Below are 23,892 nucleotides of genomic sequence, written 5' to 3' on the forward strand. Positions count from 1 at the left end.
CACCAGCTTTCAGCTCCAGAACCGCAGGATAAGACATAAATCATCCAAAAAGAGGCACAGACGGCGAGCGTTGTTTCATGCAGCCTCCTTACCACCATGCAGCACCGGCTTACCATCCTCGTCCTCGCCTTTCCCGCCCTGCTCTCCGCAGCCGCGCCAGCCAAGAAGGTGAAGTTCAACCGCGATGTGCGGCCCATCCTCTCGGACAAATGCTTCTTCTGCCACGGCCCCGATCCCAAGAAGCGCGAGGCCGACCTCCGCCTGGACGAGCGCGAAGCCGCCGTGGAGGCCAAGGCTTTCGTGCCCGGCAAGGCTGACATGAGCGAGATCATCCAGCGCATCCTCACCACGGATGAGGACGACCACATGCCGCCCGCCAAGTCCAAGCTGGGCGATCTCACCGCCGAGGAGACGGCTATCCTCAAGCAGTGGATCAATGAAGGCGCGGAGTATGAGGCGCACTGGTCCTTCATTCCGCTCAAGCCAGATGCCGCGAATCAACGCAGCATCGACGACATCGTCAGCGCCGAAATCGCCGAGCGCGGCCTCAAGCTGCAACCCGAAGCCGCCCCTGAAACGCTCATCCGCCGCCTCTCCTTCGACCTCACCGGCCTGCCCCCATCGCCCGAAGAAATCAGCGCCTTCGTGGCCGAGCATCAGTTTGATTCCAAAGGCAGCATCCAGCATCTCGTCACACGCCTCCTCGCCTCCCCGCACTATGGCGAGCGCATGGCTGTGGACTGGCTGGATGTGGCACGCTACGCCGACAGCTACGGCTTTCAGGTGGACCGCGAGCGCGAGGTCTGGCCCTGGCGTGACTGGGTGGTGAAGGCCTACAACCAGAACCTGCCCTTCGACAAATTCATCACCTGGCAGCTTGCGGGCGATCTGCTCCCCAATCCCACCGATGAGCAGATCATGGCCACCGCCTACAACCGCCTGCACCAGCAGGAAAGCGAAGGCGGCAGCGTCGAAGAAGAGTACCGCGTGGAATACGTGGCCGACCGCGTGCAGACCGTGGCCACCACCTTCCTCGGCCTCACCTTTGAGTGCTCACGCTGCCATGACCACAAGTATGACCCCGTCACGCAGAAGGACTACTACGGCCTCTTCTCCATGCTGCAAAACATCGACGAAGCGGGGCTGTATTCCTACTTCACACCGTCCCCGCCCACACCGGCCATGATGATGATGGACGCGCCCGCCAAGGAGAAGCTGGCCGCGCTGAATGCCAAGGTGAAGCAGCTTGAGAAGAAGCTTAGTGATGCGGGCACTATTGAACGCAATGCGCTGGAACTGCGGCCAGGAGTGCCCGCATCACTGGAAGGCCAGATCGCGCACTTCACGTTTGATGAGGTTAAGGGCAACAAGCTCGCCGACGCGCTGCATCCAGCCCCACCGCCTGCACCTTCGCAGCCAAAGCCTGTGGCTGATGCGAAGGACAAAACTCCGGCGCAGAAAAAGAAAGACGCCAAGGCCCCGCCTCCCGGTCCCGAGGCCATCCTCAAAGGCGAAAACAAACTCGTCCCCGGCAAGATCGGCAATGCCATCCAGTTCACTGGCGACGACGCCGTGGACACACCGCTCGGCAATTTCAATCGACACGATCCTTTCAGCATCTCCCTCTGGCTTCAGACACCGGATGAGAAACAACGCGCCGTCGTCCTTCACCGCTCTCAGGCCTGGACAGACGCCGCCAGCCGCGGCTACGAGCTGCTCATTGAAGAGGGCCGCATCAAGTGGTCGCTCATTCACTTCTGGCCTGGCAATGCCATCTCCATCCGCACCCAGGCCAAGGTGCCGCTCAAGGAATGGACCCACGTCATCGTCACCAACGACGGCAGCAGCCGCGCCTCCGGCCTGAAGGTTTTTATTAACGGCAAACTGGCGCAGGTGGACGTGATCAAAGACCACCTCACCAAAAACATCACTGGTGGCGGGCATGACAACATCAGCCTCGGCGAGCGCATGCGCGACCGTGGATTCAAAGACGGCCTCGTGGACGACCTGCGCATCTTCGACCGCGACCTCTCCCTGCCCTTTGATGCGAAACTGCAGCCGTTGCTCGCCGAACTGAAAGCCGCACGCGCCGAAGTCACCTCCTTTGCTGATGCACAAAAGGAGATCATGGTCATGCAGGAGCTCCCGCAGTCCAAGAAGGCCTACATCCTCACGCGCGGCGAGTATGACAAGCGCGCCGAAGAAGTCGGCCCTGCCACGCCTGCCTTCCTGCCGCCGATGCCTGCCAATGCGCCGAAGAACCGCCTCGGCTACGCGCAGTGGCTCACAGCGCCGAATCATCCGCTGACCGCACGTGTCACCGTCAATCGCATCTGGCTCAGCCTCTTCGGACGCGGCTTGGTGAAAACCACCGAAGACTTCGGCAGCCAGGGCGAGCGCCCATTGTATCCCGAGTTACTCGACCACCTCGCGCTGAAGTTCATCCAAAGCGGCTGGGATGTGAAGGCTCTGATTCAGGAGATCGTCACCAGCAAAGTGTATCTGCAGCAGAGCATCGCGGATGCGAAGACGATGGCCGACGATCCCGACAACCAGTGGCTCGCCCGCGGTCCACACTTCCGCCTGCCTGCCGAAATGATCCGCGACAACGCTCTCGCAGCCTCTGGCCTGCTCAAGCTCACCATGGGCGGCGCACCAGTCTATCCTTATGAAATGACCGAGGCCTTCAAACCCATGGGCCCCAGCGCAGGCGATGCCGTCTATCGCCGCAGCCTCTACACCAACTGGCGCCGGACCAGCCCCCCGCCCGCCATGGTCGCCTTCGATGCCCCACGCCGCGCCGTCTGCATCTCCAAACGCGAACGCACCGACTCCCCGCTGCAGGCCCTCATCCTCCTCAACGGCGTGCAGTACGTGGAGGCCGCCCGCGTCCTCGGTGAGAAACTCCACCTCGAAACGAAAGGCGACCTTCCCAAAATGATCGACCTCGGCTTCCTCCGCTGCCTCAGCCGCAAGCCCGATGCAAAGGAGGCTCAAATTTGCACGCAGCTTTATCAGGAGCAGCTCACCCATTTCAAAGCAGCGCCCAAAGAAGCCGAAGAACTGATGAAAACCGGCAATGCCAAACGTGACGCCTCCATTCCCCTACCCGAAGCCGCCGCGGCTGCCGTGCTGGCGCAGGCTTTGTTAAATCACGACGCCTGTGTTGTTAAACGTTAACCAATTCAATTCGATGAATGATTCATCCCTCATGTTTGACCGCCGCACCCTCCTCAATCGCTTTGGCATGGGCCTCGGCGGCATCGCTTTGAATGAGCTTCTTGCGCAGGGCTCGGAACCCGCAGATCACGGCGTTCTCGGCGGCACGCATTTCGCGCCGAAGGCGAAGCGCATCATCTACCTCTTCATGTCCGGCGGGCCGTCGCATCTGGACTTGTTTGACTACAAGCCGCTCCTCAACAAACGCCACGGAGAGCAGCTTCCCGACTCCGTGCGCGGCACCCAGCGCCTCACGGGCATGTCCGGAAATCAGTCCTCCATCCCCATGGTGGGTTCTCCGTTCAAGTTCTCGCAGCATGGTCAGGCGGGCGGGTGGTTCAGCGAGCTGCTGCCGCACACCGCCAGCATTGCGGACGACATCTGCGTCGCACGCTCCATGTTCACGGAGTCCATCAATCACGGCCCCGGCGTCACCTTCTTCCAGACCGGCACCCAGATCCCCGGACGTCCCAGCTTCGGCTCCTGGCTCAGCTACGGCCTCGGCGCAGAAAACGCCAATCTGCCCTCCTTCACCGTCCTTATCACCAAAGGCAAAGGTGGCCAGCCGCTCGGCTCCCACCTCTGGGGCAGCGGCTTCCTGCCGACCAAGCACCAGGGCGTGCTCTTCCGCGCGGCGAAGGATCCCGTGCTGTATCTTGGCAATCCAGCAGGCGTCAGCGCCGACAGCCGCCGCCTCATGCTGGACCGCCTCAAGGAACTGCACGAGCACCAGTACGCCGGCACACCCGATGCCGAAATCCAGAACCGCATCGACCACTACGAGATGGCCTTCCGCATGCAGACCAGCATTCCCGAAGTGACCGACCTCAGCGACGAGCCGCAGCACATCCTCGACAGCTACGGCCCGGATGTGAAAACGCCCGGCACCTTTGCCGCGAACTGCCTGCAGGCGCGTCGCCTTGCCGAGAAAGGCGTGCGCTTCATCCAGCTCTACCATCAGGACTGGGACCACCACGGCGGCCTGCCCGGTGCCCTGCCAAAACTCTGCAAAGAAACCGACCAGCCCGCCGCTGCGCTCATCAAAGACCTCAAGCAGCGGGGACTGCTGGACGACACCCTCGTCGTCTGGGGCGGCGAATTCGGCCGCACCGCCTACTGCCAGGGCAAGATCAGCACCAACTTTGGCCGCGACCACCACCCCCGCTGCTTCAGCGCCTGGTTTGCCGGTGGCGGCATCAAGGCAGGCTCCGTCTATGGCGAGACCGACGACTTCGGCTACAACACGGTGAAGGACGGCCTCCACATCCACGACTTCCACGCCACGCTCATGCACCTCCTCGGCATCGACCACGAGCGCCTCACCTACAAGTTCCAGGGCCGCCGCTATCGGCTGACGGACATCCACGGAAAGGTGCAGAAAGGGCTGCTGGCCTGAGAGTTTAAGTCACTCGCTCGCCTCTCATCAGGCCCACCAAACCAATCACCGCTCAGCAACGCCCATCGTACTTCCGAGCCAGTACGACAGACACTCCTGTCTGTCGGTCAGCGCTCACGCAGACAGCTTTGGGGTGCGAGTTGTTTCACAGCACACACCTCAGCGAAGCATCTCGCCAGCTCACAGGACGCACACATGCCTTCAGTGTTTGCCAAACGTCGACCGACAGGCAGGAGTGCCTTTCGTACCTCCGGGCAACGCCACGCCAGAACAGCCACCGAGACGGTTGCGCTGGGGACAGAACGCGTGTTCATTGCTCGTCCCCTTTCATGAGCCAAGCCCGCACCGCCAAACAGCACCGCAAAACCGCCGAGACGGACATTGAGATCGAGCTCAATGTCGATGGTTCCGGCAAATCGAAGATCGACACCGGAGTGCCGTTCTTTGACCACATGCTCACGCTGTTCAGCAAGCACGGCCTCTTTGACCTGAATGTGAAGGTCGTGGGAGACATCGAGGTGGACTATCACCACACCGTCGAGGACACCGGCATCGTGCTCGGCAACTGCTTCCGCGAAGCTCTTGGCAACAAGGCCGGCATCACGCGCTACGGCTTCTTCCTCCTGCCCATGGACGAAACCCTGGCCGAGGTGGCGATGGACCTCAGCGGCCGCGCCTTCCTGAGCTACCACGCACCCGAACGCGTCGAGGCCATCGGAGGTGTGAACCGCTTCAGCTACCAGCTTGTGGAGGAGTTTCTCCGCGCCTTCTCCTCCAGCCTGCTGGCCACCCTCCATGTCGAGATCCGCCGTGGCCGCGATGCCCACCACATGGCCGAGGCCATTTTCAAAGGCCTGGCCCGCGCACTGGATGCCGCCACGAAGCTCGATCCCCGCGTCACTGGCATCCCTAGCACGAAAGACGTCCTGTGATGAAACTCGGAGTGCTTGATTACGGCGGCGGAAACCTCCGCAGCGTGCTGAACGCCTTTGATGCGATCGGTGCCCACGCAGACCTCGTCACAAAGCCGGAAGACTTTGCGTCCATCGACGTGCTCATCTTCCCCGGCCAGGGCGCGTTTGGCGACTCCATCCGCATCCTCAAGGAAACCGGCCTCTGGGAGCCCCTGCAGGCCTGGCTCAAGGCGGAAAAGCCCTACCTCGGCATCTGCCTGGGCTACCAGCTCCTGTTTGAAAGCAGCGAGGAATCCCCCGGTGTAGAGGGTCTCTGCGTGGCCAAAGGCCAGGTCAAAAAGTTCGATCCCACCAGCGGCCTCAAGATCCCGCACATGGGCTGGAATGTGGCCCAGTGGGAGCCCACGCAGGCCGCCATCTGGTCCGGATTGCCGAATCCGACGCACATTTACTTCGTTCACTCCTACTATCCGGATGTGCAGGACGAGTCCCTGGCCCTCTGCCGCACCGACTACGGCGTCAGCTTCATCAGCGGCATTGCCAAAAAGAACCTTGTCGCGGTGCAGTTCCACCCGGAAAAGAGCCAGGAGGCAGGCCTGACGCTGCTGCGAAATTCACTGCAAGTGCTGAAGACGCAGGCCCAGATCGAGTAGCCGCAAGAAGACACAAGGAGGCGCAAAAATCCGGTCTGTTTTTTTTGCGCTTTTTGCGTCTCTATGCGGCCTGTCATGCGCCGCACTACGGCTGCGCGGCAAGATCCCGGATGAACTGCTGATCCTCGGCGGAGAGCCGTGCGAAGGGCACCTCAAAGACCTGTCCGTCTGCGCGCTTGAAGCGGCCGGCATCCTTCGCGGGCGTGGTGAAGCTTTCCAGGGAGGCCTGCATCACGCGGCCGGTGCTGTCCTTCCAGTCACGCACCACCGTGGGCAGCGGAGAGGGTGCGGTCATGGGGCTGGCTGCAGGTTTGGCAGTCTCGGCAGCAGGGCTTGCAGGAGTCTGCGTTGTCTTTTTGGACCTGCTGCCGGCCTTCTTGTTTTCAGCCGTGACAAACTTGACCGGCGTGTTCACGGCGATCATCACACGGTCGGTCATTGGACTGAAAAAGGGCAGCAGCTTCTCGGGATGGCTCGTGCCCTCGATTTCCTCCTCGCTCCGCCACTCCGTGGTGCTGCGTGCGTTGATGAAAGATTTGATGATCTGCCCGTCCATGAACAGGATCAGGATCATGCGCGAGGGCTTGGGCATCATTTGTTCAGACGCCAGCGCCGCCATTTTCCAGGCCACGGGCTCGCAGCGCGCAAAGCCGCCGGGCGGCATCACGCCTTCTCCAGGCAGGCCCAGAAGAATGGCGGCGGTGTCGTTGCGCAGATGCACATGGGCGGAGAAATGCGGCATTTGATCGCGAAGGGCAGGAGCGAAAGGAAAGCCATCCCACACAGCCTGGGCATAGGCAGCCGCGAGTTCCTTGGCCGGCTGCACATTCCCCTCAGCCTGACCGGGCTCCATCTTTTCAAACTGTTTGATCAGCCGGTCAAACTCCTCCTGAGCCTGGGCCGTGGAGGCGGCATCCATGCCCGCTTTGGCAGGTTGTTTTTCAGCGGGCTCATTCCCGCCCGCCATTGCCCCGCCTTCCAGCGTTGGCAGCACCGCGCCGGGCGCGTGCGGCTCAAAATAGGCCTCCAGATGCTTTGTCGCGTCACTGCCAGAGTAGCGGTGCTCGATGCCTGCCGCCCAGTCTTCGTCTGTCTCACTGGCAGCCAGGGTCTTGGCATCCGGCACCGGGCCCTCCACCACCTCGTCATAGAGGAAGGCTCCGCGCACTCCCACCGCCACTCGCTTGGGCCGTGGTTTCAGCTCCGCCGCATGCAGGCTGGCCACGGACCAGGCCATCTCCACCATGTAGCGCTTGGCATCCTCGGTGAATTTCCGCAGGTCTGGCACATGCACCATGAAGGCGCAGGAGTCCGGGTTGATCCGGCAGTAGCTCAAAAATTTGCCATGGGAGAGGCTGATCCGGGACTTCTTCTTGGTCTTCTCCACCCCCATCTCGCGCCCCATCATCACCATCTGGGAAAAAGCCTCCGCCAGCTTTTCCGCAGCTGGCGTGTTTCCATACGCCGTCTTTCCCTTGTCCATGTCGATGAGGTTGTTCGCCTCATGGAAGGCGGTGGCCGCAGGCGAGCTGGCCTTTGGCGTGTATTCGCTCAGGAGCTCAGCCGAAGACTTCTTGAACGACTCCACCGTGGCAAAGCAGGCCATCACGCCCGCCAGCCCGGCCCAGATCATAGGGCCGATGAAAAAGAACGAGTGCGACTTCTTGATGGCCACCTGCTGATGCGTGGCCGGGTCCAGGTAGGTCTTGATCACCGTCTTGCCGATCGTCCTGCCATAGAGCCAGATGGCCAGCACCGCGCCCCAACCTGAGGCTGGCTTCACCATGCGCAGCACCCACTCCCAGTGGGTGGCCGCATAACCGGCTGCAAACGCCATTCCCAGCACCGTTGCGCCCAAGAAGGCGAAGATGGGGATCAAAATTCCGTGACCTTTCCAGATGAGCATGCAGCGCGCTTACCACCCGCTGGCACCCATGGGAAGATTTTTTTGAAGAAAAAAATATCACCCACCTAAGCCAGATCTCTAGTCGGTCTCAGCTCTGCCCGGCACTGAACACCTGTCAGCAGGCCTGGATCGCGCCTTGCAGCACCGCCTCCTGGCGCTGCGCCATTTCCTGCGCCTCCTCAGGCTCATGGTCGTCCCAGCCGGCGAGGTGCATGAGGCCGTGCACGAGGTAGAGCGCCACCTCGCGGTCCAGCGGCTGGCTGTGCTCGGTGCCCTGGCGCAGAGCGGTGTCCGCACTGATGAGGATCTCCCCATGGTGGAAGGTGATGACGTCTGTGGGCGTGGGATCGTCAAGGAAGTCAGCATGCACGCGGGCGATGTCCGCGTCATCGACGATGGTGATCTCGATCTCTTCCAGCGTGGCGAGCGGGGCCTCGGGAGACTTCAGCTCTTTGAGGCAGCCCGGCAGCGCGGCTTTGCCGATGCGCCGCAGCCAGGGCAGCGGGATGGCGTGCGCTTTCTGCCGGTTGTAAATGCGGAGCTTGGGCAGCGGCATCAGGCGGCGGAGGCAGGAGGGGATTTACGGCTGCGGGGTTTCCGGACCGGCGCGGCCAGTTCTGAGGCGGGGGCGGCAAAGGAGGCCTCGACGATCTTTTCCGAGACCGCAGCCTCCGGCTCATCATCCCCGACCAGCACAGGCTTGGACTCATCCCGCACTGGCGGCTGCTGCGCAGGCTTGGACTCGATGGCCTTCTGGTACTTGATGCGGCCGTGCATCATGCTCAGCAGCGTCTTGGCAAAGCTGGCCTTGATGCGGGCGAGCTCGGCGATGGTGAGATCACACTCATCGAGCTGGCCGTCCATCATGCGTGCCTGCACGATGTCGTCGATCATCGTTTCAATGCGGGAGGCGTTGGGCTTTTCCAGCGTGCGGGAGGCGCTCTCCACGGCATCTGCCAGGGAGATGATGGCGGACTCCTTGAACTGCGGGCGCGGGCCGGGGTAGCGGAAGGTTTCCTCGCTCACCTGGGGCACGTCGTCGTCCTTGGCCTTGCCGCTCTTCACCTGGCGCTCCACCTCGGCCTTCTGATCCAGCGCCTGGCGGTAGAAGAACCAGGCGAGGGAGTTGCCATGGTGCTGCTCGATGACGTCGATGATGCGGGAGTTGAGGTTGTGCTTGATGGCCAGGTCCACGCCGTCTTTGACATGGGCGATGATGACCAGCGCGCTCATGCGCGGGGTGAGGTCCTCGTGCGGATTGTCCGAGGGGTCCATGTTCTCAATGAAGTACTCCGGCTTGCTGAGCTTGCCGATGTCATGGAAGTAGGCGCACACACGGCACATGCTGGCGCTGGCGCCGATCTTTTCCGCCGCGGCCTCGGAGAGATTGGCGACGACAAGGCTGTGGTGATAGGTGCCGGGGGCCTCGATGCTGAGGCGGCGCATGAGCGGGTGGTTCAGGTCTCCGAGCTCCAGCCACGTCACATCCGTGGTGACGCCAAAGACGCTCTCCAGCACCGGCAGCAGGCCGCCCACGGCCATGCCGGTGACGATGCCGATGAGCAGCGGCAGCCCCATCATGCGGCCCACCTTTTCCTCCATGATCACCCCTGCCGCCTCATGCAGCAGCAGCGAGTAGGCCATGGCCACCAGCCCGACGTAGAGCCCCGCCATGAAAAGGCGGTTGCGCTTGCTCACCCGCTTGGTCAGCAGCACCCCGGTGAAGCCGATCAGGGTGGAGGTGGCCATGTAGGTGGGCGCGGAGATGGAAATGCACACCATCACACCGAAGAGCGTGCCGTAAATCGCCCCAAACAGCCCGATGCGCCGCCCCAGGATGACGGAGAGGACCACCGGGCCAAAGGCATGCGGCAGCACGATGGCCTTGAGCGTCTTGCCCCAGCTCTGGGCAAAGGACACATCCAGCATCATCAGCACGAGCGCCAGGTGGGTGAAGATGGTGCCCAGCACCAGCAGCAGCACGCCGTTGTCACAGATCTCCTGCCGCAGCACCACGCGCTCATGCACCACCATGGCAAAGCCAATGGCGGCAGCATACAGCATGTGCAGCCAGGTGACGGCGGGCAGCCCGGCCTCCACCTGGGTGCCCAGGCGCATCAGGATGCCGATGCCGACGAAAAACAGCACGTAGGCACCGACCGCCCCGGCGGGATGGGTGCGCATCTCATCCAGCAGATCTCCCTCCTGGTGCTTTCGGCGGGTTTTACCGCAGGAAAGCCCTTCGCGTTGCAAGCGGGCACGACGAATGGACTCAAACATGATGTGTTGGGGAGGGGGGAGTGGCTATGACCCTATCACTACATCGGGGCTCGGACAAGAATCTTTCCCCTCTGCCTCATCCTTTTTGTGCCACTTTGTCTCACCCTGACGGCTGCGACCAGCCTGATAGGCCTCAATGATGCGCTGCACGACAGGCAGACGGACGATGTCCTTAGGCGCAAACGCCACAAATTTCACCCCTTCCACGTCCTGCAGCAGCTCGACGGCCTCCTTCAGCCCCGACTTCACGTGGCGGCGGAGGTCGATCTGTGAGGGATCTCCCGTGACCACGCAGCGCGCGCCTTCGCCCAGGCGGGTCAGAAACATCAGCATCTGCTCCGTGGTGGTGTTCTGCGCTTCGTCGAGGATGATGAAGGCATTCTTCAGCGTGCGCCCGCGCATGTAGGCCAGCGGGGCGATCTCGATGCTGCCGCGCTCGATGAGGCGCTCCGCCTCCTCTGGCTCCAGCATGTCGTAGAGGGCATCATACAGCGGGCGCAGGTAGGGGAAGATCTTTTCCTTGAGGTCTCCGGGCAGAAAGCCCAGCGCCTCGCCGGCCTCGACGGCCGGGCGGGTGAGCACCAGACGCTGCACCAGCTTTTCTTTGAGGTAATGCAGCCCCTGCGCCATGGCCAGGTAGGTCTTGCCCGTGCCTGCGGGGCCGATGCCAAAGACGACTTCACACTCCCGCATGGCCTGCACGTAGGCGATCTGCCCACGCGTCTTGGCCAGCACAGGGGAGCGCTTGCCAGAGCCAAGCAGCTTGAGCTGCATGATGGCCTCCGCCGGGGCCTCGCCCGTCTCGCGCTGCACGCTCTCCACCACCAGGCGCACCATCCCGGCGGAGACTTCCCCGCCGCTGCGGCGCACCCTTTCGAGCTGGGCAAACACTTCGCGGGCAGCAGCGATTTTGTCCGCCTCTCCCTCCAGCCGCACCCAGCCTTCACGGCTGGTCACGGTGATGCCAAAGGACTCTCCGATCAGCCGCAGGCTGCCGAGGTCGTTGCCAATCAGCTTTTGGAGAAACTGCGGCGTCTCGTAAGTGAGCGTTTCGACAGGCATCAGCGGTAACCATAGGCCAGCGCCCAGAGCACGCTGGGGTCTGCCTTCGACTTCAGCTCAAAGACGATCCTGTAAGTGCCGGTCTTGGGCGGGTTCACACGCACGCTCATGAAGAACTTGTCCACCTTGGCATTGATCTGCACGGGCTGGTTCTTCTCGTCATACACTTTCATGTCCAGCGCCACGCCTTCCTGGCTGGTGCCGAGCCAGAAAGCATACTCATTGCCCTTGAAGAGCTGGTGGGTGATCTGAAGCTTCTGCCCGCTTTTCACCTCGCCATTCCAGTAGTCTTCACGCACGATGAAGCCCTGATCCACAAAGGGAGTGGCCGCCTCCATCGCAAAATCATGCGCCTCGTCCACCGTCGCAAAGACAACCGTGGCGCCGAGCATCATCACAAAGGCGCCTACGAGAGCCAGCAACCGGGACCAGGGGCGATTCATTTTTTTCATTCCTTCCATGGGTGAGATCATGCGGGTGGGGTGCGCCGGTTATTTTTTCGCCAGGATTTCCGTCAGGAGCCCGTCGCAGGTCTTGCCGATGTCCGTGACGGCATCCTTGGAGAAGCCGTCCACCGCGCCCTCCATCTGCTGCAGCACGGAGGCGAGCCCCTTTTGGATGGACTTCACCACATCGTGGTCGCGGGTGCTGCCGGGCATCTTGGCGATGCTGCTGACAAAGTGCTCCACCAGCATGGGCTGGTTCAGCAGCTCAGCGCGGTCGGCGGAAAAGCTCTTTTTCACCACGGAGGTCACGGAGGCCGTGCCACGCAGCCAGCCGCCCAGGCTCACGCACTGGGAGAGGTCGTTGTCCTTCATCTGCTCCATGGTGTCGCGCACGGTCTTCTGGGTCTGGTCAAACTCCTTGCGGATGGCGCTCCAGTTCCCCTTGTCCGCCGCGTCCAGGATGGCCTGGGCATGGGGCAGCACGGACTTGCTCAGCCCGAGGCTCTTGGCCAGGGAGATGACGTCATGGCCGATGTCCTTGACCGCCTCCTTGTCCTGAGCCTGCACGGCCACAAAGCCCTCGGCCACGGTGTAGCCAAAGAGGAGGGAAAGCTTGGTGCGGTCGCTGGTGGTGGGGATGTCCTGCTTGCGCAGCTCGGCCTGCCAGTTGGGCTCGCCCAGCTTGTCGAGCACGGAGAAGACCTCGCTCGGCACCGGCACGATCACGTCGTCCACCACCTTGCCGGGGAAGGCGAGCGGGTCGAAATTCTCCACCCCCTTGGTGCCCTGGGGGGCGGCGGTGAGAGAGAGGCTGCCAGCCATGAGCAGGGCGGCGGCCAGGGTGGGGCAGAGGAACAGGGAGCGTTTCATGTCAAAAAAGTGCCGTGGGTAGGTGCGCAGATCGTGCTGGGGCAACTCAACCGCATAACCCCCAAATCGCAACTGGTTTGACCAGCAAGCACACGACAGCCGGTCATTTGGAGATGCGGTTGCGCAGATGCACGGTGCAGGCCGGCATCAGTGCTACCACTTTCGCGGGGCAGCGCGTGTGGTCCGGCCTCTCCGCTTTGTCCGGCATGCGCCCGCCATGGGGGGCTTCTTTGGAGCAGCCTCAGGATTCACCGCCCCCGTCCGGCCTGCGAAAGCGGTGGCTGCGCTCGTCCCTCGCTCCGCGACCACACTTCAAATATCAGCGCGTTCTTGCGAGAGCGCCACTGGGCAGATGCCCCCATCATTTCCTCACCATCACAAACACCGTGGCCGCCCGCACCTGTGAAGCCAGCGTTTCCATGTCGGCTCCGGCGGGCACTTGAACCGGCGTGGCCGACGAGTAGGCAGGCAGGCCTTTGAGAAGGTTCAGCGCCACCCGGGATTTGATGGCGTAGGTCACATTTTCGCGCCCTCTGAGGATGGCGGCCACGATGCCGGTCACGGCCCCTGTTTTCACATCGACGAGCGGCCCGCCTGAGTTGCCCGGCTGCGCGGGAACGGTGATCTGGTAGTGGTCAGGATCATCCCGGAGGCCGCTCAGGCTGCTGATGCGGCCATCGGTGAATTTGGGCTCCACACCCTGCAGGCCAGCATCGGGAAATCCGATGGTGAAAACCGCCGCGCCCATGCTCCCCTCCTGAGCCGCCACCGGCAGCCAGTGGGCTGCGGGCTCCTTGGTCTTGAGAACAGCCACGTCTCCATCGGCGTCCGCCTTCACCACCTGCGCGTGGAGGATGACGCCATCCGCACCCCGCACATCGACCTCGGTGGCCTCATGCACGACGTGCTCATTCGTCAGCAGCCACCCCTGGCTGGAGATGAAAAAGCCGGTGCCGGTGGCGGAGTAGTTGCCCGCCACGAGAAAGTCCGCCACCTTGCCACGCTCCTGCCTGGACTCCTGCTCCAGGCCAAAGAGCATCGCACAAAAAGCCTTGGGGGTCACTCTGCCCCCGAGCCAGTTGAAAAGAACGGGGTTTGCCCTCAGACGCGACTCCATGTGCTCGGCGAGAAACACCCTGATGTCCTCCGGGTCATTGTCCACGTCGGCATCGGCATACAGCTTGTCCGCATCCGCCATGATCGACTCCACCTCGCGGAGGATTTCGCCGGACACCTTTTCATTTCCACCGCTGATCTGGTCTGCCAGCATTTTGCGCAAAGCCGCCATCACAGCGGCTTTTTCATCCGCCTCCTGCCGCTTCGCCTTTGCCTGGGCCTCACGCTTGGCCTCGAGCTGGCTTTGGATTTCACTGCCCAGTCCTTTTTCGGCCATCTGGCGCTTCTTCAGCACGCCATAGGCAAAGTAAAAGCCCCCCGCAAGCAATGCGACCCCGAGCACGATCACCCCTGCGATCATGGCCACGGCCATTCCCCCGCTCTCATCGCCCGCCTTGGTCGCGGCTTTGGCCGGTGGCCGTGGTGCCTGCGGCTGCGGCCGGGCAGGATTCGGCGCGCTTCGCTGCGCTGGCGGCGCAGTCTGGCGTACCTGGGCCACAGGCATGGCCTGAGGCGGAGCCACCATGAAGATCTGCTGGCAAAAAGGACACTGCATCTGTCCTCCCACAAACCGCTGTTCCACCGAAAGGAGGTTATGACATATGGGGCAGTTGATTTGGAGAATCATTGCTATTGCAACGATCTAAGCAAATCACTCTTTTGAACGCAATGGCATTTTTATTAACCCATCCTCGGCAGCACCTCGACCACATCCGCCAGCACTCTGCCACTGCCGTGGCGGAGCTCATTGCAGCGCCCAAAGAGGATCTGACCACTCGTCGCGCCGAGGAGATCGGCGAGGCGCTGGTCCACGGAGATGCGGAAGTAGCCGCGCGGGTGGCTGGAGTGGGGCACCTGATAGCGCTCCAAAATGGCCCCAAAGGGCACCAGGCCCTCCAGCACGAGCTGCTGCGCCTCTTCGGGCAGGATGTCCAGATGGATGCCGATGGCGCCAAACTCCACCGGCATGCCGTCATTGCGGCGGTGCAGCACGGAGGCGCGCACGAGGTAGTTGCCGATGCGGGCGCGGGCGGCCACGTCGAGGTCGATCTCGCTGGCGTGAAATTCCCGCAGGTGCGGTGTCATGTCCTTGTCATGCACCAGGAGAAAGCGCTCCTGGTCCGCCAGATCCTGCGGCTGCACAAAGGTCACTCGCGGGCGCGCGCTGCCGATGCCGTAGAAAAAGATCAGCGGCGCGAGGATGTCCTCGTCCTGCCGTGGGCTCTCGTTCACCGCCGTGGAGGTGGCGCTGGCGCGGGCTGCTTCAAGTGTAGCGGGCATACTGGCGGTGCTGGGGGAGGAAGAAATCGTGCAGCAGGCGGTCCACCTGCAGCAGGCCGTCGCGGCTGAGCGTCACGCCTTTCTCATCCAGCGTGGCAAAGCCTTCCTTGGCCAGGTAATCGAGCTGCGGCCCGAAGTGCTGGCGCGGGTCTTCGCCGAATTTTTTGACGTAGTAGTCAAACTCGCTGCGGCCCAGCTTCAACTTGAGGATGAACTCGCGCACAAAGCGATCTTCTGGTGTGGTCTGGTAGGCGCGGAAGATGGGCAGCTGACCGGCATCCACCGCCTGCATATAGGGGCCCACATCGGCCTGATTTTGGTAATGCACGCCACCCAGGTGGCCAAAGGAGGCCACGCCGCAGCTCAGCAGATCGGCCCCTTCCCAGAGGGAGTCGCGATAGACGAACTTGATGCGCTGGGGATCCTTCACCACGGTGTAGGCGCTGGTCACGGTGTAGCCGTCTTTTTGGAATTCGTCGAAGGCGTAGCTCACCCAGTCGCGCTTGGTCTGCCAGTCGGCCACGGGGGCGGTCACCTTCCCCTCCGCCTTCATCTGCTGGTACATGGTGGTGTTGTAGGGCACCTCCATCTGGTAGATGGTCACGGCATCGGGCTGCAGGGCGATGGCCTTGGCCACGGCGACCTTCCAGTTTTCCCAGGTCTCGTTCATCATCCCGGCGATGAGGTCGATGTTGATGTGCTCAAAGCCGAGCGTGCGGGCAAAGCGGTAGGCTTTTTCGATCTCGCCGCTGCGGTGGGCGCGGCCGTTCGTTTCGAGGATGTGGTCGTCGAAGTTTTCCACCCCGAGGCTCAGGCGCGTGACGCCGATGTCGCGGATGCCGGTGAGCTTCACCTCATTGAGCGTGCCGGGCTCGGCCTCAAAGGCCACCTCCTCCGCCTCGTCCCAGGGGATCATGTCCTTCATGCGGTTGGTCAGGTCCTTGAGCTGGGGCACGGAGAGGTAGCTGGGCGTGCCGCCGCCGAAGTAAACGAAGTGCGCCTTGCGCCCCTTCAGGTAGGGCTGGCTGGCAAAGCGCTCCATCTCGCGCATGCCGGCGTCGATGTAGGCCTTCACCTCGGCGGCGTTCTTGTCGGTATAGACCTTGAAGTAGCAGAAGTGGCAGCGCTTGCGGCAGAAGGGGATGTGGAAATACACGCCCAGCGGGATGTTGGCGGGCGCAGGCTGCTGCAGCACCGCCTCCACGGCTGGCACCTGGTCAGGCTTCCAGAAGGAGAACGGCGGGTAGTTGGAGACGAAGTAGTTTCCAGCCTCGGTCTTTTCGACCTTTTTCTCCGGGGCGGGAGTATCGAGCGCGGTTTGCATGAGTGGGGGGTGATTAGGTAACGGCTGCCGAATTTTGTTTCTACGGTCAAACTTATCAGCATGCGCCGCAAATGGGAATTATTTCCCTGTTTTACGATTCCGATGAGGCGCGCAGCACGACTCCAAAAAGAATGTCCACACACGAGAATAGGCTTAAAGCCTATTTTAGGTTTAGTAAATTAAATGACTTGAACCCCAAATTTTTCTCCCCATGCATCGCCGCCCCAACCATGAGAGTGCCTTACACGTTTACCTTATTCGCCATCTTAACCGCTGCTTTTTTGGCCCCGCTGGGCGCTGCCGAGGCAGTCAAAGGGATTTCTGCCGCTGCGTCCGAAGCCGTCGTGGAACGCGCCGTCTCCAGCCTCAATGGCAAGCTCGACACCAGCTATGGGGCGGTGAACCGCGCCTCCATGCGTGGCCTCTCCGGCACGGTCTCCATCCCGGTGGGCCAGCGGCTGGGCCTGCAGATGGACGGGCTCTACCAGCACGGTCTGGGCACCAACATCTTTGGCACCGGCGGCCACTTCTTTGCTCGCGATCCCGGCAAAGGCCTCATCGGCCTGGCGTTCAGCGGCATGACCAGCCAGAAGTTCACCGATCTTTTCATCGGTCTCGAAGGGGAGTATTACTTCAAGTCCGTCACCCTGGGTGCTGTGGCGGGGTATGACAACTACGACCTCCGCGTCCCCTCCGGCCTCCCGGTGCTGGCCAATGAGCGCAGCTACGCAGCCACCCGCGTCTATGCCGCCATCTATCCCATGGACGACCTCATGATCCGGCTGGAGCACCAGAGCCGCTTCAACCGCAACTTCTTCGTGGCCCACGTCGAGTGGCAGACGCCGATGAGCGGCGTGGCCGTGTATGTGAACGGCGGGCTGGGTGAAAACAACTTCACCCAGCTCATGGCCGGCGTGCGCCTCTATTTCGGCGGCAGCAAGCCCCTCAAGGAACGCCATCGCAAGGACGACCCGGACAATATCAACAGCAGCTTCGTAGGCACCAGCATTGCCGGAGCATCGCAGCCGGTCACAGACTCTCCTGCATCCGGTGATTCGGGAGGCTCCGGCGGCTCTGGAGGCAGTGGTGGCTCTGGCGGCAGCGGAGGCGTGGGGGGTGGCAGCATCACGCTAAGCGGGGGCGGCAGCAGTCTTTATCCGGGCGGCTATCCAGGCGGTGCCATTTTTGCCCCTGGTGGCCCACTTGTCATTCCTGGCAGCATCTTTTTTGTTCCCGGCGGGACGACCCCGCCCTGAGTCCACGCGGCGGCAGAGCCTTTGCCTGCCGCCGCCGTACTCATCCCCCCCTCACATAGAGTCACTGGGGAGCATTGGCAGCGCCTGGCAGCACCTCACTGCCGGGCGCTGCTGTGTCTGGCAGAGGACATTCCTTGGCCACCCTTTCACCCATGCCGGCGGGCCTCACTTACCATGCGCCAGCACCACGCGGAAGCCGATGGTGTTGCGCCGTGTCTCCGGCGGCACGGGGGTGCGGGCGGAGGCCAGCAGCTCATCCTGGGAGGAGGAGCGCCAGTTGCCGCCGCGGGTGGTGCCCAGCGTGTGCGGCACCGGCGCGTCTGGTTTGGCAGGAGGCGCTGTGGTGTAGTCGGTCTCCACCCATTCGGAGACATTCCCCCCCAGCCCGGTGATGCCGCGGTCGTTGGGCGGCAGGGCCGTCACCGGGGCGAGGAACGGGAACTTGTCCTCGTAGCCGGGAATCGCGTTGTCGAGGCTGGCTTTGCGCGCGCCGTTGATGTCTGCGAGGTTGTCCACATCCGCCGGCGGCGGCCACTCAAAGCCCCAGGGGTAGATGCCGCGGATGCGGCCGTTGCGCTCCTCAGGGGTGGTGCCGCGCTCCAGCGGCAGCCCCACCGCACGGCTCCATTCTTCATCCGTGGGCAGGCGGTAGAGGTCCTTGGCGCCGATGAGCCCGGCGTTGCGCTCGCGCTCCGTCAGCCAGGCGCAGAAGGCGCGGGCCTCCTCGCGGTCCACGCCCACCACCGGCTGGGTGCCGCCGCCTTTGTTGGTGCCGTCCACCCGCCCCGGGCGGCGTGCCTGCGTGGCCTTGCAAAATTCCATGAAGTCGCGGTGGCGCGTCTCCCACGCGGAAAACATGACGTCCCCCAGGGGCACCAGGTTCATGCCCAGGCTGTTGGCCTTCCACTGGCGGCCAAAGGTCACGGCCTTGCGCGTCTGCATGTCTGCAAAGAGCTCCGCCTGCTCCCCTTCCCTCACCTCCCCCTCCAGCACCACGTCGGCAAAGCCTTCCTCCCGCAGCTCAAACTCCACCGGCCCGGTGCGCACGCGCGGCAGCTCCAGGGGCGTCTCCCCCAGAAACTGCTCGTGCTGAAACACGCGCACCTTTTCCGGCTGGCTGTGCACGATGACGCTGCCGTAGGTCTGCCGCTCCACACGCAGGTGAAAGGCGCGCCAGTTTTTGTCATCGCTCTGCTCGCCTTTGTCCGTGTCCCGGCCGTCGGGCATGTCATCGGTGGCGGACTGGCCGCTTTCCACAAAGTAGAAGGGCTCCACCTCATAGCGGTGCTCCTGGCTCAGGTAGGCCACGCTGCGGTCGCGGTCCGTGAGCCAGTAGCGGAAGGCCTCGGCATCGCCATCCGGAACGACGACGAGGTAGGCGCTCTCCTGGTCCTTGCCGCGCTGAAAGCGCACCACCTTGCCCTCAAAGGACCTGCCCGTGGCCTCCAGAAAGCGGCGGAAGAATTTCATCTCCACGGGCTCGGCGCTGATGTGGCCGCCGGGTCCGGGCTTGAACACCATGCCCAGGCTGTTCACCCAGCGCTCGCCTTTTTGCGGCAGCTTGGAGGGCTCCAGCTTCAGCTCAAAGACCGCCGGTTTTTCATCCAGCGCGATGTGGTCGATCTCCACCTGCTTGTACCCAGGCAGCCGCAGCTGGTAGATCACCGGCACGCCTTCGGCGGGGTTGAGCTCCAGCGGGGTCTCCCCGAGCTGGTCCTCCCCCGCAAACACCACCGCCCCGGGCGGGCTGGTCACGATCTTGAGGCGCGGCACCGTGTTGTTCATGGCCACCAGCGTCTGGGCGCGGCGGCTTTGCGCCAGCCACATGCCAAAGCCCACCGCCAGCAGCAGCGCCACAGAGCCGGCCGCGATCCACGTCCACATCAGCCGGCGGGAGGAGGGCAGCGGCTCGCCACGCAGCGCCAGCGCCATCTCGCGTGCATTGATGAAGCGCCCCTTCGCCTTGGGCGCGCAGGCGGTGCACACCACATCCTGCAGCCTGCGCCAGTCCTCCAGGCTGGCGCCCGTCTCCGTGCAGGAGGGCAGGTCCGGGAAGTCCAGGCGGTCCTTCCCCGTGCTGGCCTCATACAGCACCATGCCCAGGGAGAAAATGTCTGACGCCGCCGTCCCCGGCCCCTCGGGGGCCACAAAGCCCTCCGTGCCCACAAAGCTGCGCTGCCCCAGCAGCGCCACCAGCCCGATGTCCGCCAGGCGGCAGATGCCGTCGATGAAGATGAGGTTCGAAGGCTTGACGTCCCGGTGGATGAGCTGGTTGCGGTGCAGGTAGTCCAGCCCTTCCGCGATGGTGGTGCCCAGCTTGATGCACTGCCCTGCGGGGATGCACTTCTCCCGCTTCATCTGCAGGCCCAGGGTGTGCGGCGTGTAGCTCTCCGCCTGGATGTCGCGCCCGCGCTCCAGATCGTCCGCCAGCTCCATCACGTAATAGTAAAAGCCTTCCTGGTCGTTGCGCCCCACCTGGAGGATGGGCACCAGCGCCTCATGGCGGCGGGAGATGGGCTCGAAGCGCTTGATCGCCTCAAACTCCCGCTCAAAGGAGTCCGGCCGGTCGTAGTCCTCCCGCCACACCACCTTCACCGCACGCAGCACGCCGGTGACGCTGCGCGCCAGCCAGACCTCCCCAAACGCCCCCTGGCCGATGATTCGAAGAGTCTCGTGATCGCGGATGTCTGGCGCTGTGCGTGACTTGGACTGCATGCAGAAGGTTGGGCTGCGTGAATTACACCGCAACCGCGCCTGCTTGTCGAGTTGTGAAGTGGGGAAATGCGGGGCTGTGGCACTGGCAGCCACAGTCCATGGGACAAGCGCCTAGAGACATCCTGCGCCCCCGACGCCCGGCCTGAAGACGGCCTTTCAGCCCCGGCCTCCTGGCCGCCCCATCAGATCCCGCCCTTGATCCGCACCAAATTCCGCGAGCCCTGCGTGTGCAGCTTTTCAATCCGGCCATGAAGCGGGGAGGCAGGAACCTCCAGATGGGCCAGATCATGGGACAGGAGGATGCAAAGCACACTGTGCTGCTTGCTGGCCAGCTCGCTCAGAGCGTCGGCACCGCGCACCATCTTGAGCGGAGGATGCGGGGTGAAGTAGGGCTGCAGATGCTCCGGGCCTGACGGGAAGAAGAGGACGCCTTCGGGCATCTTGCCGGTGTAGTAAGTCACCGCACGGGCGATGAAGCTCGAAGTCACGAGAGGCTCGCCGGGCTGGCGCACTTTGACCGCCTCGGCGGCGATGTCCCGGGTGGAGGTGTAGATCGGGATCTTGTCATCCACACCGTACTGCATCACGATCACGATCACGGCAGTCACCAGGACGGTGGCGCCAGCCCAGGCGACCGTGCGGCGCATCAGCAGCAGCACCATCGGCACGCTGATGAAAGCGGCCAGCGTGTAAATGACCGGCACGAGGTCTTTGATGAAGACATTGCTCTCCTTGGGCGGCAGGATCAGGGACACCACGGCAGCCGCGCCCAGCACCAGCACCGTCTGCAGCACCGCCAGGGAGGAGGCCAGAACGCGCTCCCCTTTGCTGCGGAAGCCGTTGCTGATCCATTGGTCCATCGTGTGGCCCATCAGCAGTGCGATGGTCACAAAAAAGAAGAACGTGTAGGTGGGCAGCTTGCTGTTGCAGATGGTGAAGAAGATCAGGTTCGGCACAAACCAGCAGGCCATGAAGAGCATGCGATTGTCTGTTTTGAGCCCTTTCACCGCGCGCACCACGGCGGCGATGAGCAGAGGAATCCACGGCAGTGAACCCGCCGTGAGGATCATGAGGTAGTAGTACCAGTGGTTGCTGTGCTTGTGCTCCGCGCTGGTGAGGCGCTCCCAGTTTTCATGCACAAAGAAGCGGTGCCAGTATTCCATGCCATACTTCTGAAACATGACCGCATACCACGGTCCGGCGATCGCCAGCCAGGCCAGAATGCCGATCCACAGGCCTTTGCCGCGCCAGGGGGAGCGCTTGCCCGTGAGCCAGATGTAGCCGATGGAGCCAATCGTGGGCACCAGCAGGCCGATCGGCCCCTTGGTCAGCATGGCAAACGCCGAGGCGACAAAGTGCAGGATCATCCAGCGGTCACGTTTGTCCTCCTCCTCCGTGGCCAGCCAGAAGCAGAACACGGAGGCGCTGATGCACAGCGCCAGGCAGATGTCCGTCAGCATCAGCCGCGACATGAGCACATACTCCACCCCCGTGGCCAGCACCACGGCGGCGCAGAAACCGGCTCGTGGCGAGAACATGCGCCGGCCAAACCACCAGGTGAGAAAGACCAGCAGCGTGGCCGCAGCGGCGGAGGGCGCACGGCAGGCAAAGGGGTTGTCCCCAAAGATCTTCATGGCGATCATGGACTGCCAGTAGAAGAAGATCGGCTTTTCAAACTGGCGCTCGCCAAAGATCGTGGGGGTCAGCCATTCGTTCCCCTGCACCATTTCCTTGGTGGTCTCGGCGTAGAAGGGCTCGTCCGGGTCAATGAGCGGCAGATGCCCGAGACGCCACCAGAACATGACGGTGCAAATGGCAAGGAGAGTGATGAATTGGGAGCGCGTGGACATCAGGTTGGGTTGGAGGGAATGAAGACTTCCGAGTCGCGTGCATACGCACAAAAGCGGCTGCTGCTAAGGAAAAGTTGGGTTTCGTGGCACTCGATGGCCGCGAGCTTGCGCGCCTTCTGGTGCAGGGAGAGGTGCAGCGTCAGCCCCGCCGCCTCAGGGCAGAACCAGCGGCGGTGGATCAGGTAGGCCCACTGCGGCAGGTCCATCCCGGCACGGCGCATGGCCTCTTGGATGAGGTCGTAGGAGCCTACGTGGTCCGGGTGGTTGTCATCCTGGGAAGGCACCACGAGCAGCGTGGGGCGGAAGGTCTGCAGCTCGGACACATGCAGCTCCAGGGTGCGTGCGTCTTTCTGCTGGGAGAGGCGGGTCAGCCCCTGGTCAGGCAGGCCGAAAAAGGCCGCCGCATCCGCCGGCAGGCCGAGAGTCTGCAAGGAGCGCGCCGCCTCAACCCGCCGCCGGGCACCCCAGCGCTGGCGGCAGGCGGCGTCGATCTTCCACCGCTGCTCCACATACCGCTGCGGCCAGGGGTTGTTGTCACCGTCAGTCTGGAAAACGACCCGCACCTGCGCCCCGAGTGCGACCGCCTGCTGGATCAGCCCTCCACAGCCCAGCGCCTCGTCATCCGGATGTGGGGCAAACACCATCACACGATCCTGCGGTGAAAGCGTGAAAGAGGTGGGCATCGGGGGTGGGTCAGGGGGAGAGTGGGCGGGCCCGTGGGTCGGAGGGGCCGGGCGGGGCACTCCCATACCCGGCTTCTTTCACCGTGCCAGATGAATTCTTTACGGCGGCATATTCTGGTTGGACAGCGCGGAGGAAACCGTGGAAGATTGCCCACCCTTCTCTCATGCAGGCCTCCAGCCAGACCACTCCCAGTACGTGCAAGATCGCCGCGCTCATCCCGGCCTACCGTGAAGCCCAGGCCATTGCCGACGTAGTCAGCCGGACAATCCCGCAGGTCGATCTGGTCCTCGTCGTGGACGACGGCTCTCCGGACAACACCGCCGAGCTGGCGCGCCAGGCAGGGGCCGAGGTCATCGTTCATACGGTGAACCAGGGCAAAGGCTCCGCCATGAAGACCGGCATGAAGATCCTGGCCGAGCGCGGCTACGACTACATCATGCTCCTTGACGGCGACGGCCAGCACGCGCCCGAGGAGATCGCCCGCTTCACCGCCGTGGCCCGCGCCGGAGCCGCCCATGTGGTGCTGGGAAACCGCTTCGAAAACGTCAAGGGCATGCCCATCGTGCGCCGTTTTGTGAACAGCCTGATGTCCAGCATCATCAGCAATGCCTGCGGCGTCCGCATCCCGGACACGCAGTGCGGCTTCCGCCTGGTGCGCTCCTCTCTGGTGACGTACATCATGGGCAGCAGTGACCACTTTGACTTTGAAACGGAAATGCTCCTCCTGGCCAGCCGCGCCGGATTCACCATCCAGAGTGTGCCCGTCAGCACCATCTACGGCAGCGAGAAGACCAAGATCCGCCCCGTGCAGGACACCATCAAGTTCATCAAGCTGATGCGCCGCTGGCAGAAACAGGCCGGCACCTTCCCTGCCGCCCCGGGCGCCAGTCTGCGCGAGGCCGCTGCGGAGAAGTAGGACC

The 23,892-nt window shown here is 63.1% G+C and carries 18 protein-coding genes; 6 read left to right on the plus strand and 12 right to left on the minus strand.

Going from position 1 to position 23,892, the window contains the following annotated elements; all coding sequences use genetic code 11:
• Positions 1 to 96: 96 nt before the first annotated feature.
• The 4 genes from ACZ5WW_RS06265 (at position 97) to hisH (ending at position 6,182) form a co-directional block, all read left to right on the plus strand.
• Positions 97 to 3,180, plus strand: coding sequence for a DUF1553 domain-containing protein (locus ACZ5WW_RS06265; RefSeq protein WP_377166645.1), 3,084 nt, complete (start codon positions 97 to 99; stop codon positions 3,178 to 3,180).
• Between the two features lie 13 nt (positions 3,181 to 3,193).
• Positions 3,194 to 4,615, plus strand: a complete 1,422-nt coding sequence (locus tag ACZ5WW_RS06270; RefSeq protein ID WP_377166643.1) for a DUF1501 domain-containing protein — start codon at positions 3,194 to 3,196, stop codon at positions 4,613 to 4,615.
• Between the two features lie 329 nt (positions 4,616 to 4,944).
• A complete protein-coding gene (gene hisB / locus ACZ5WW_RS06275) occupies positions 4,945 to 5,547 on the plus strand; it encodes an imidazoleglycerol-phosphate dehydratase HisB (protein ID WP_377166641.1) in 603 nt (200 codons plus the stop codon).
• A complete protein-coding gene (gene hisH, locus ACZ5WW_RS06280) occupies positions 5,547 to 6,182 on the plus strand; it encodes an imidazole glycerol phosphate synthase subunit HisH (RefSeq protein ID WP_377166639.1) in 636 nt (211 codons plus the stop codon). Before hisB ends, hisH begins: the two co-directional genes overlap by 1 nt.
• An 85-nt stretch (positions 6,183 to 6,267) precedes the next feature.
• On the opposite strand, the gene ACZ5WW_RS06285 is transcribed toward hisH, so the two are convergent.
• The 9 genes from ACZ5WW_RS06285 to ACZ5WW_RS06325 form a co-directional block, all read right to left on the minus strand.
• Positions 6,268 to 8,088, minus strand: a complete 1,821-nt coding sequence (locus tag ACZ5WW_RS06285; protein ID WP_377166637.1) for a hypothetical protein — start codon at positions 8,086 to 8,088, stop codon at positions 6,268 to 6,270.
• A gap of 115 nt (positions 8,089 to 8,203) precedes the next feature.
• Positions 8,204 to 8,644, minus strand: coding sequence for an rRNA maturation RNase YbeY (gene ybeY, locus ACZ5WW_RS06290; protein WP_377166635.1), 441 nt, complete (start codon positions 8,642 to 8,644; stop codon positions 8,204 to 8,206).
• Positions 8,644 to 10,368 carry an HD family phosphohydrolase gene (locus ACZ5WW_RS06295; protein WP_377166633.1) on the minus strand — a complete coding sequence of 575 codons (1,725 nt, stop codon included), beginning with the start codon at positions 10,366 to 10,368 and terminating at the stop codon, positions 8,644 to 8,646. Before ACZ5WW_RS06295 ends, ybeY begins: the two co-directional genes overlap by 1 nt.
• 24 nt (positions 10,369 to 10,392) lie before the next feature.
• Entirely contained in the window at positions 10,393 to 11,430 is a 1,038-nt protein-coding gene (locus tag ACZ5WW_RS06300) for a PhoH family protein (protein WP_377166631.1), read from the minus strand.
• A complete protein-coding gene (locus tag ACZ5WW_RS06305; protein ID WP_377166629.1) occupies positions 11,430 to 11,873 on the minus strand; it encodes a hypothetical protein in 444 nt (147 codons plus the stop codon). The genes ACZ5WW_RS06300 and ACZ5WW_RS06305 overlap by 1 nt, the downstream gene beginning before the upstream one ends.
• Before the next feature lie 48 nt (positions 11,874 to 11,921).
• Positions 11,922 to 12,746: a hypothetical protein gene (locus tag ACZ5WW_RS06310; protein ID WP_377166627.1), complete on the minus strand. Its 825-nt coding sequence runs from the start codon at positions 12,744 to 12,746 to the stop codon at positions 11,922 to 11,924.
• A 361-nt stretch (positions 12,747 to 13,107) separates the two neighbouring features.
• Entirely contained in the window at positions 13,108 to 14,388 is a 1,281-nt protein-coding gene (locus ACZ5WW_RS06315; protein ID WP_377166625.1) for a S1C family serine protease, read from the minus strand.
• A gap of 155 nt (positions 14,389 to 14,543) precedes the next feature.
• Positions 14,544 to 15,143, minus strand: coding sequence for a hypothetical protein (locus ACZ5WW_RS06320; RefSeq protein WP_377166623.1), 600 nt, complete (start codon positions 15,141 to 15,143; stop codon positions 14,544 to 14,546).
• On the minus strand, positions 15,127 to 16,467 hold the full coding sequence (locus tag ACZ5WW_RS06325) for a coproporphyrinogen-III oxidase family protein (protein ID WP_377166621.1): 1,341 nt from the start codon (positions 16,465 to 16,467) through the stop codon (positions 15,127 to 15,129). Before ACZ5WW_RS06325 ends, ACZ5WW_RS06320 begins: the two co-directional genes overlap by 17 nt.
• Positions 16,468 to 16,811: 344 nt before the next feature.
• Here ACZ5WW_RS06325 and ACZ5WW_RS06330 point away from each other — a divergent pair, with 344 nt between their 5' ends.
• Complete coding sequence (locus ACZ5WW_RS06330) at positions 16,812 to 17,723, plus strand: hypothetical protein (protein ID WP_377166619.1); 912 nt, start codon at positions 16,812 to 16,814, stop codon at positions 17,721 to 17,723.
• Positions 17,724 to 17,888: 165 nt separating this feature from the next.
• On the opposite strand, the gene ACZ5WW_RS06335 is transcribed toward ACZ5WW_RS06330, so the two are convergent.
• The 3 genes from ACZ5WW_RS06335 to ACZ5WW_RS06345 form a co-directional block, all read right to left on the minus strand.
• Positions 17,889 to 20,438, minus strand: coding sequence for a protein kinase domain-containing protein (locus ACZ5WW_RS06335; protein WP_377166617.1), 2,550 nt, complete (start codon positions 20,436 to 20,438; stop codon positions 17,889 to 17,891).
• Positions 20,439 to 20,620: 182 nt separating this feature from the next.
• Positions 20,621 to 22,288 (minus strand): ArnT family glycosyltransferase, encoded by a 1,668-nt coding sequence (locus ACZ5WW_RS06340; RefSeq protein WP_377166615.1) that lies wholly within the window; start codon positions 22,286 to 22,288, stop codon positions 20,621 to 20,623.
• Positions 22,288 to 22,971, minus strand: coding sequence for a PIG-L deacetylase family protein (locus tag ACZ5WW_RS06345; protein WP_377166613.1), 684 nt, complete (start codon positions 22,969 to 22,971; stop codon positions 22,288 to 22,290). The genes ACZ5WW_RS06340 and ACZ5WW_RS06345 overlap by 1 nt, the downstream gene beginning before the upstream one ends.
• A 164-nt stretch (positions 22,972 to 23,135) precedes the next feature.
• Between ACZ5WW_RS06345 and ACZ5WW_RS06350 the strand changes: the two genes are divergently transcribed.
• Positions 23,136 to 23,888 carry a glycosyltransferase family 2 protein gene (locus ACZ5WW_RS06350; protein ID WP_377166611.1) on the plus strand — a complete coding sequence of 251 codons (753 nt, stop codon included), beginning with the start codon at positions 23,136 to 23,138 and terminating at the stop codon, positions 23,886 to 23,888.
• The last annotated feature ends 4 nt before the right edge of the window (positions 23,889 to 23,892 follow it).

The organism is Prosthecobacter fluviatilis (assembly GCF_055388355.1).

Coding starts and splice junctions, on each gene's coding strand:
- ACZ5WW_RS06265 (WP_377166645.1), top strand. CDS start 97: ATGCAGCACCGGCTTACCATCCTCGTCCTCGCCTTTCCCGCCCTGCTC.
- ACZ5WW_RS06270 (WP_377166643.1), top strand. CDS start 3,194: ATGAATGATTCATCCCTCATGTTTGACCGCCGCACCCTCCTCAATCGC.
- hisB (WP_377166641.1), top strand. CDS start 4,945: ATGAGCCAAGCCCGCACCGCCAAACAGCACCGCAAAACCGCCGAGACG.
- hisH (WP_377166639.1), top strand. CDS start 5,547: ATGAAACTCGGAGTGCTTGATTACGGCGGCGGAAACCTCCGCAGCGTG.
- ACZ5WW_RS06285 (WP_377166637.1), bottom strand. CDS start 8,088: ATGCTCATCTGGAAAGGTCACGGAATTTTGATCCCCATCTTCGCCTTC.
- ybeY (WP_377166635.1), bottom strand. CDS start 8,644: ATGCCGCTGCCCAAGCTCCGCATTTACAACCGGCAGAAAGCGCACGCC.
- ACZ5WW_RS06295 (WP_377166633.1), bottom strand. CDS start 10,368: ATGTTTGAGTCCATTCGTCGTGCCCGCTTGCAACGCGAAGGGCTTTCC.
- ACZ5WW_RS06300 (WP_377166631.1), bottom strand. CDS start 11,430: ATGCCTGTCGAAACGCTCACTTACGAGACGCCGCAGTTTCTCCAAAAG.
- ACZ5WW_RS06305 (WP_377166629.1), bottom strand. CDS start 11,873: ATGAATCGCCCCTGGTCCCGGTTGCTGGCTCTCGTAGGCGCCTTTGTG.
- ACZ5WW_RS06310 (WP_377166627.1), bottom strand. CDS start 12,746: ATGAAACGCTCCCTGTTCCTCTGCCCCACCCTGGCCGCCGCCCTGCTC.
- ACZ5WW_RS06315 (WP_377166625.1), bottom strand. CDS start 14,388: ATGGTGGCTCCGCCTCAGGCCATGCCTGTGGCCCAGGTACGCCAGACT.
- ACZ5WW_RS06320 (WP_377166623.1), bottom strand. CDS start 15,143: ATGCCCGCTACACTTGAAGCAGCCCGCGCCAGCGCCACCTCCACGGCG.
- ACZ5WW_RS06325 (WP_377166621.1), bottom strand. CDS start 16,467: ATGCAAACCGCGCTCGATACTCCCGCCCCGGAGAAAAAGGTCGAAAAG.
- ACZ5WW_RS06335 (WP_377166617.1), bottom strand. CDS start 20,438: ATGCAGTCCAAGTCACGCACAGCGCCAGACATCCGCGATCACGAGACT.
- ACZ5WW_RS06340 (WP_377166615.1), bottom strand. CDS start 22,288: ATGTCCACGCGCTCCCAATTCATCACTCTCCTTGCCATTTGCACCGTC.
- ACZ5WW_RS06345 (WP_377166613.1), bottom strand. CDS start 22,971: ATGCCCACCTCTTTCACGCTTTCACCGCAGGATCGTGTGATGGTGTTT.
- ACZ5WW_RS06350 (WP_377166611.1), top strand. CDS start 23,136: ATGCAGGCCTCCAGCCAGACCACTCCCAGTACGTGCAAGATCGCCGCG.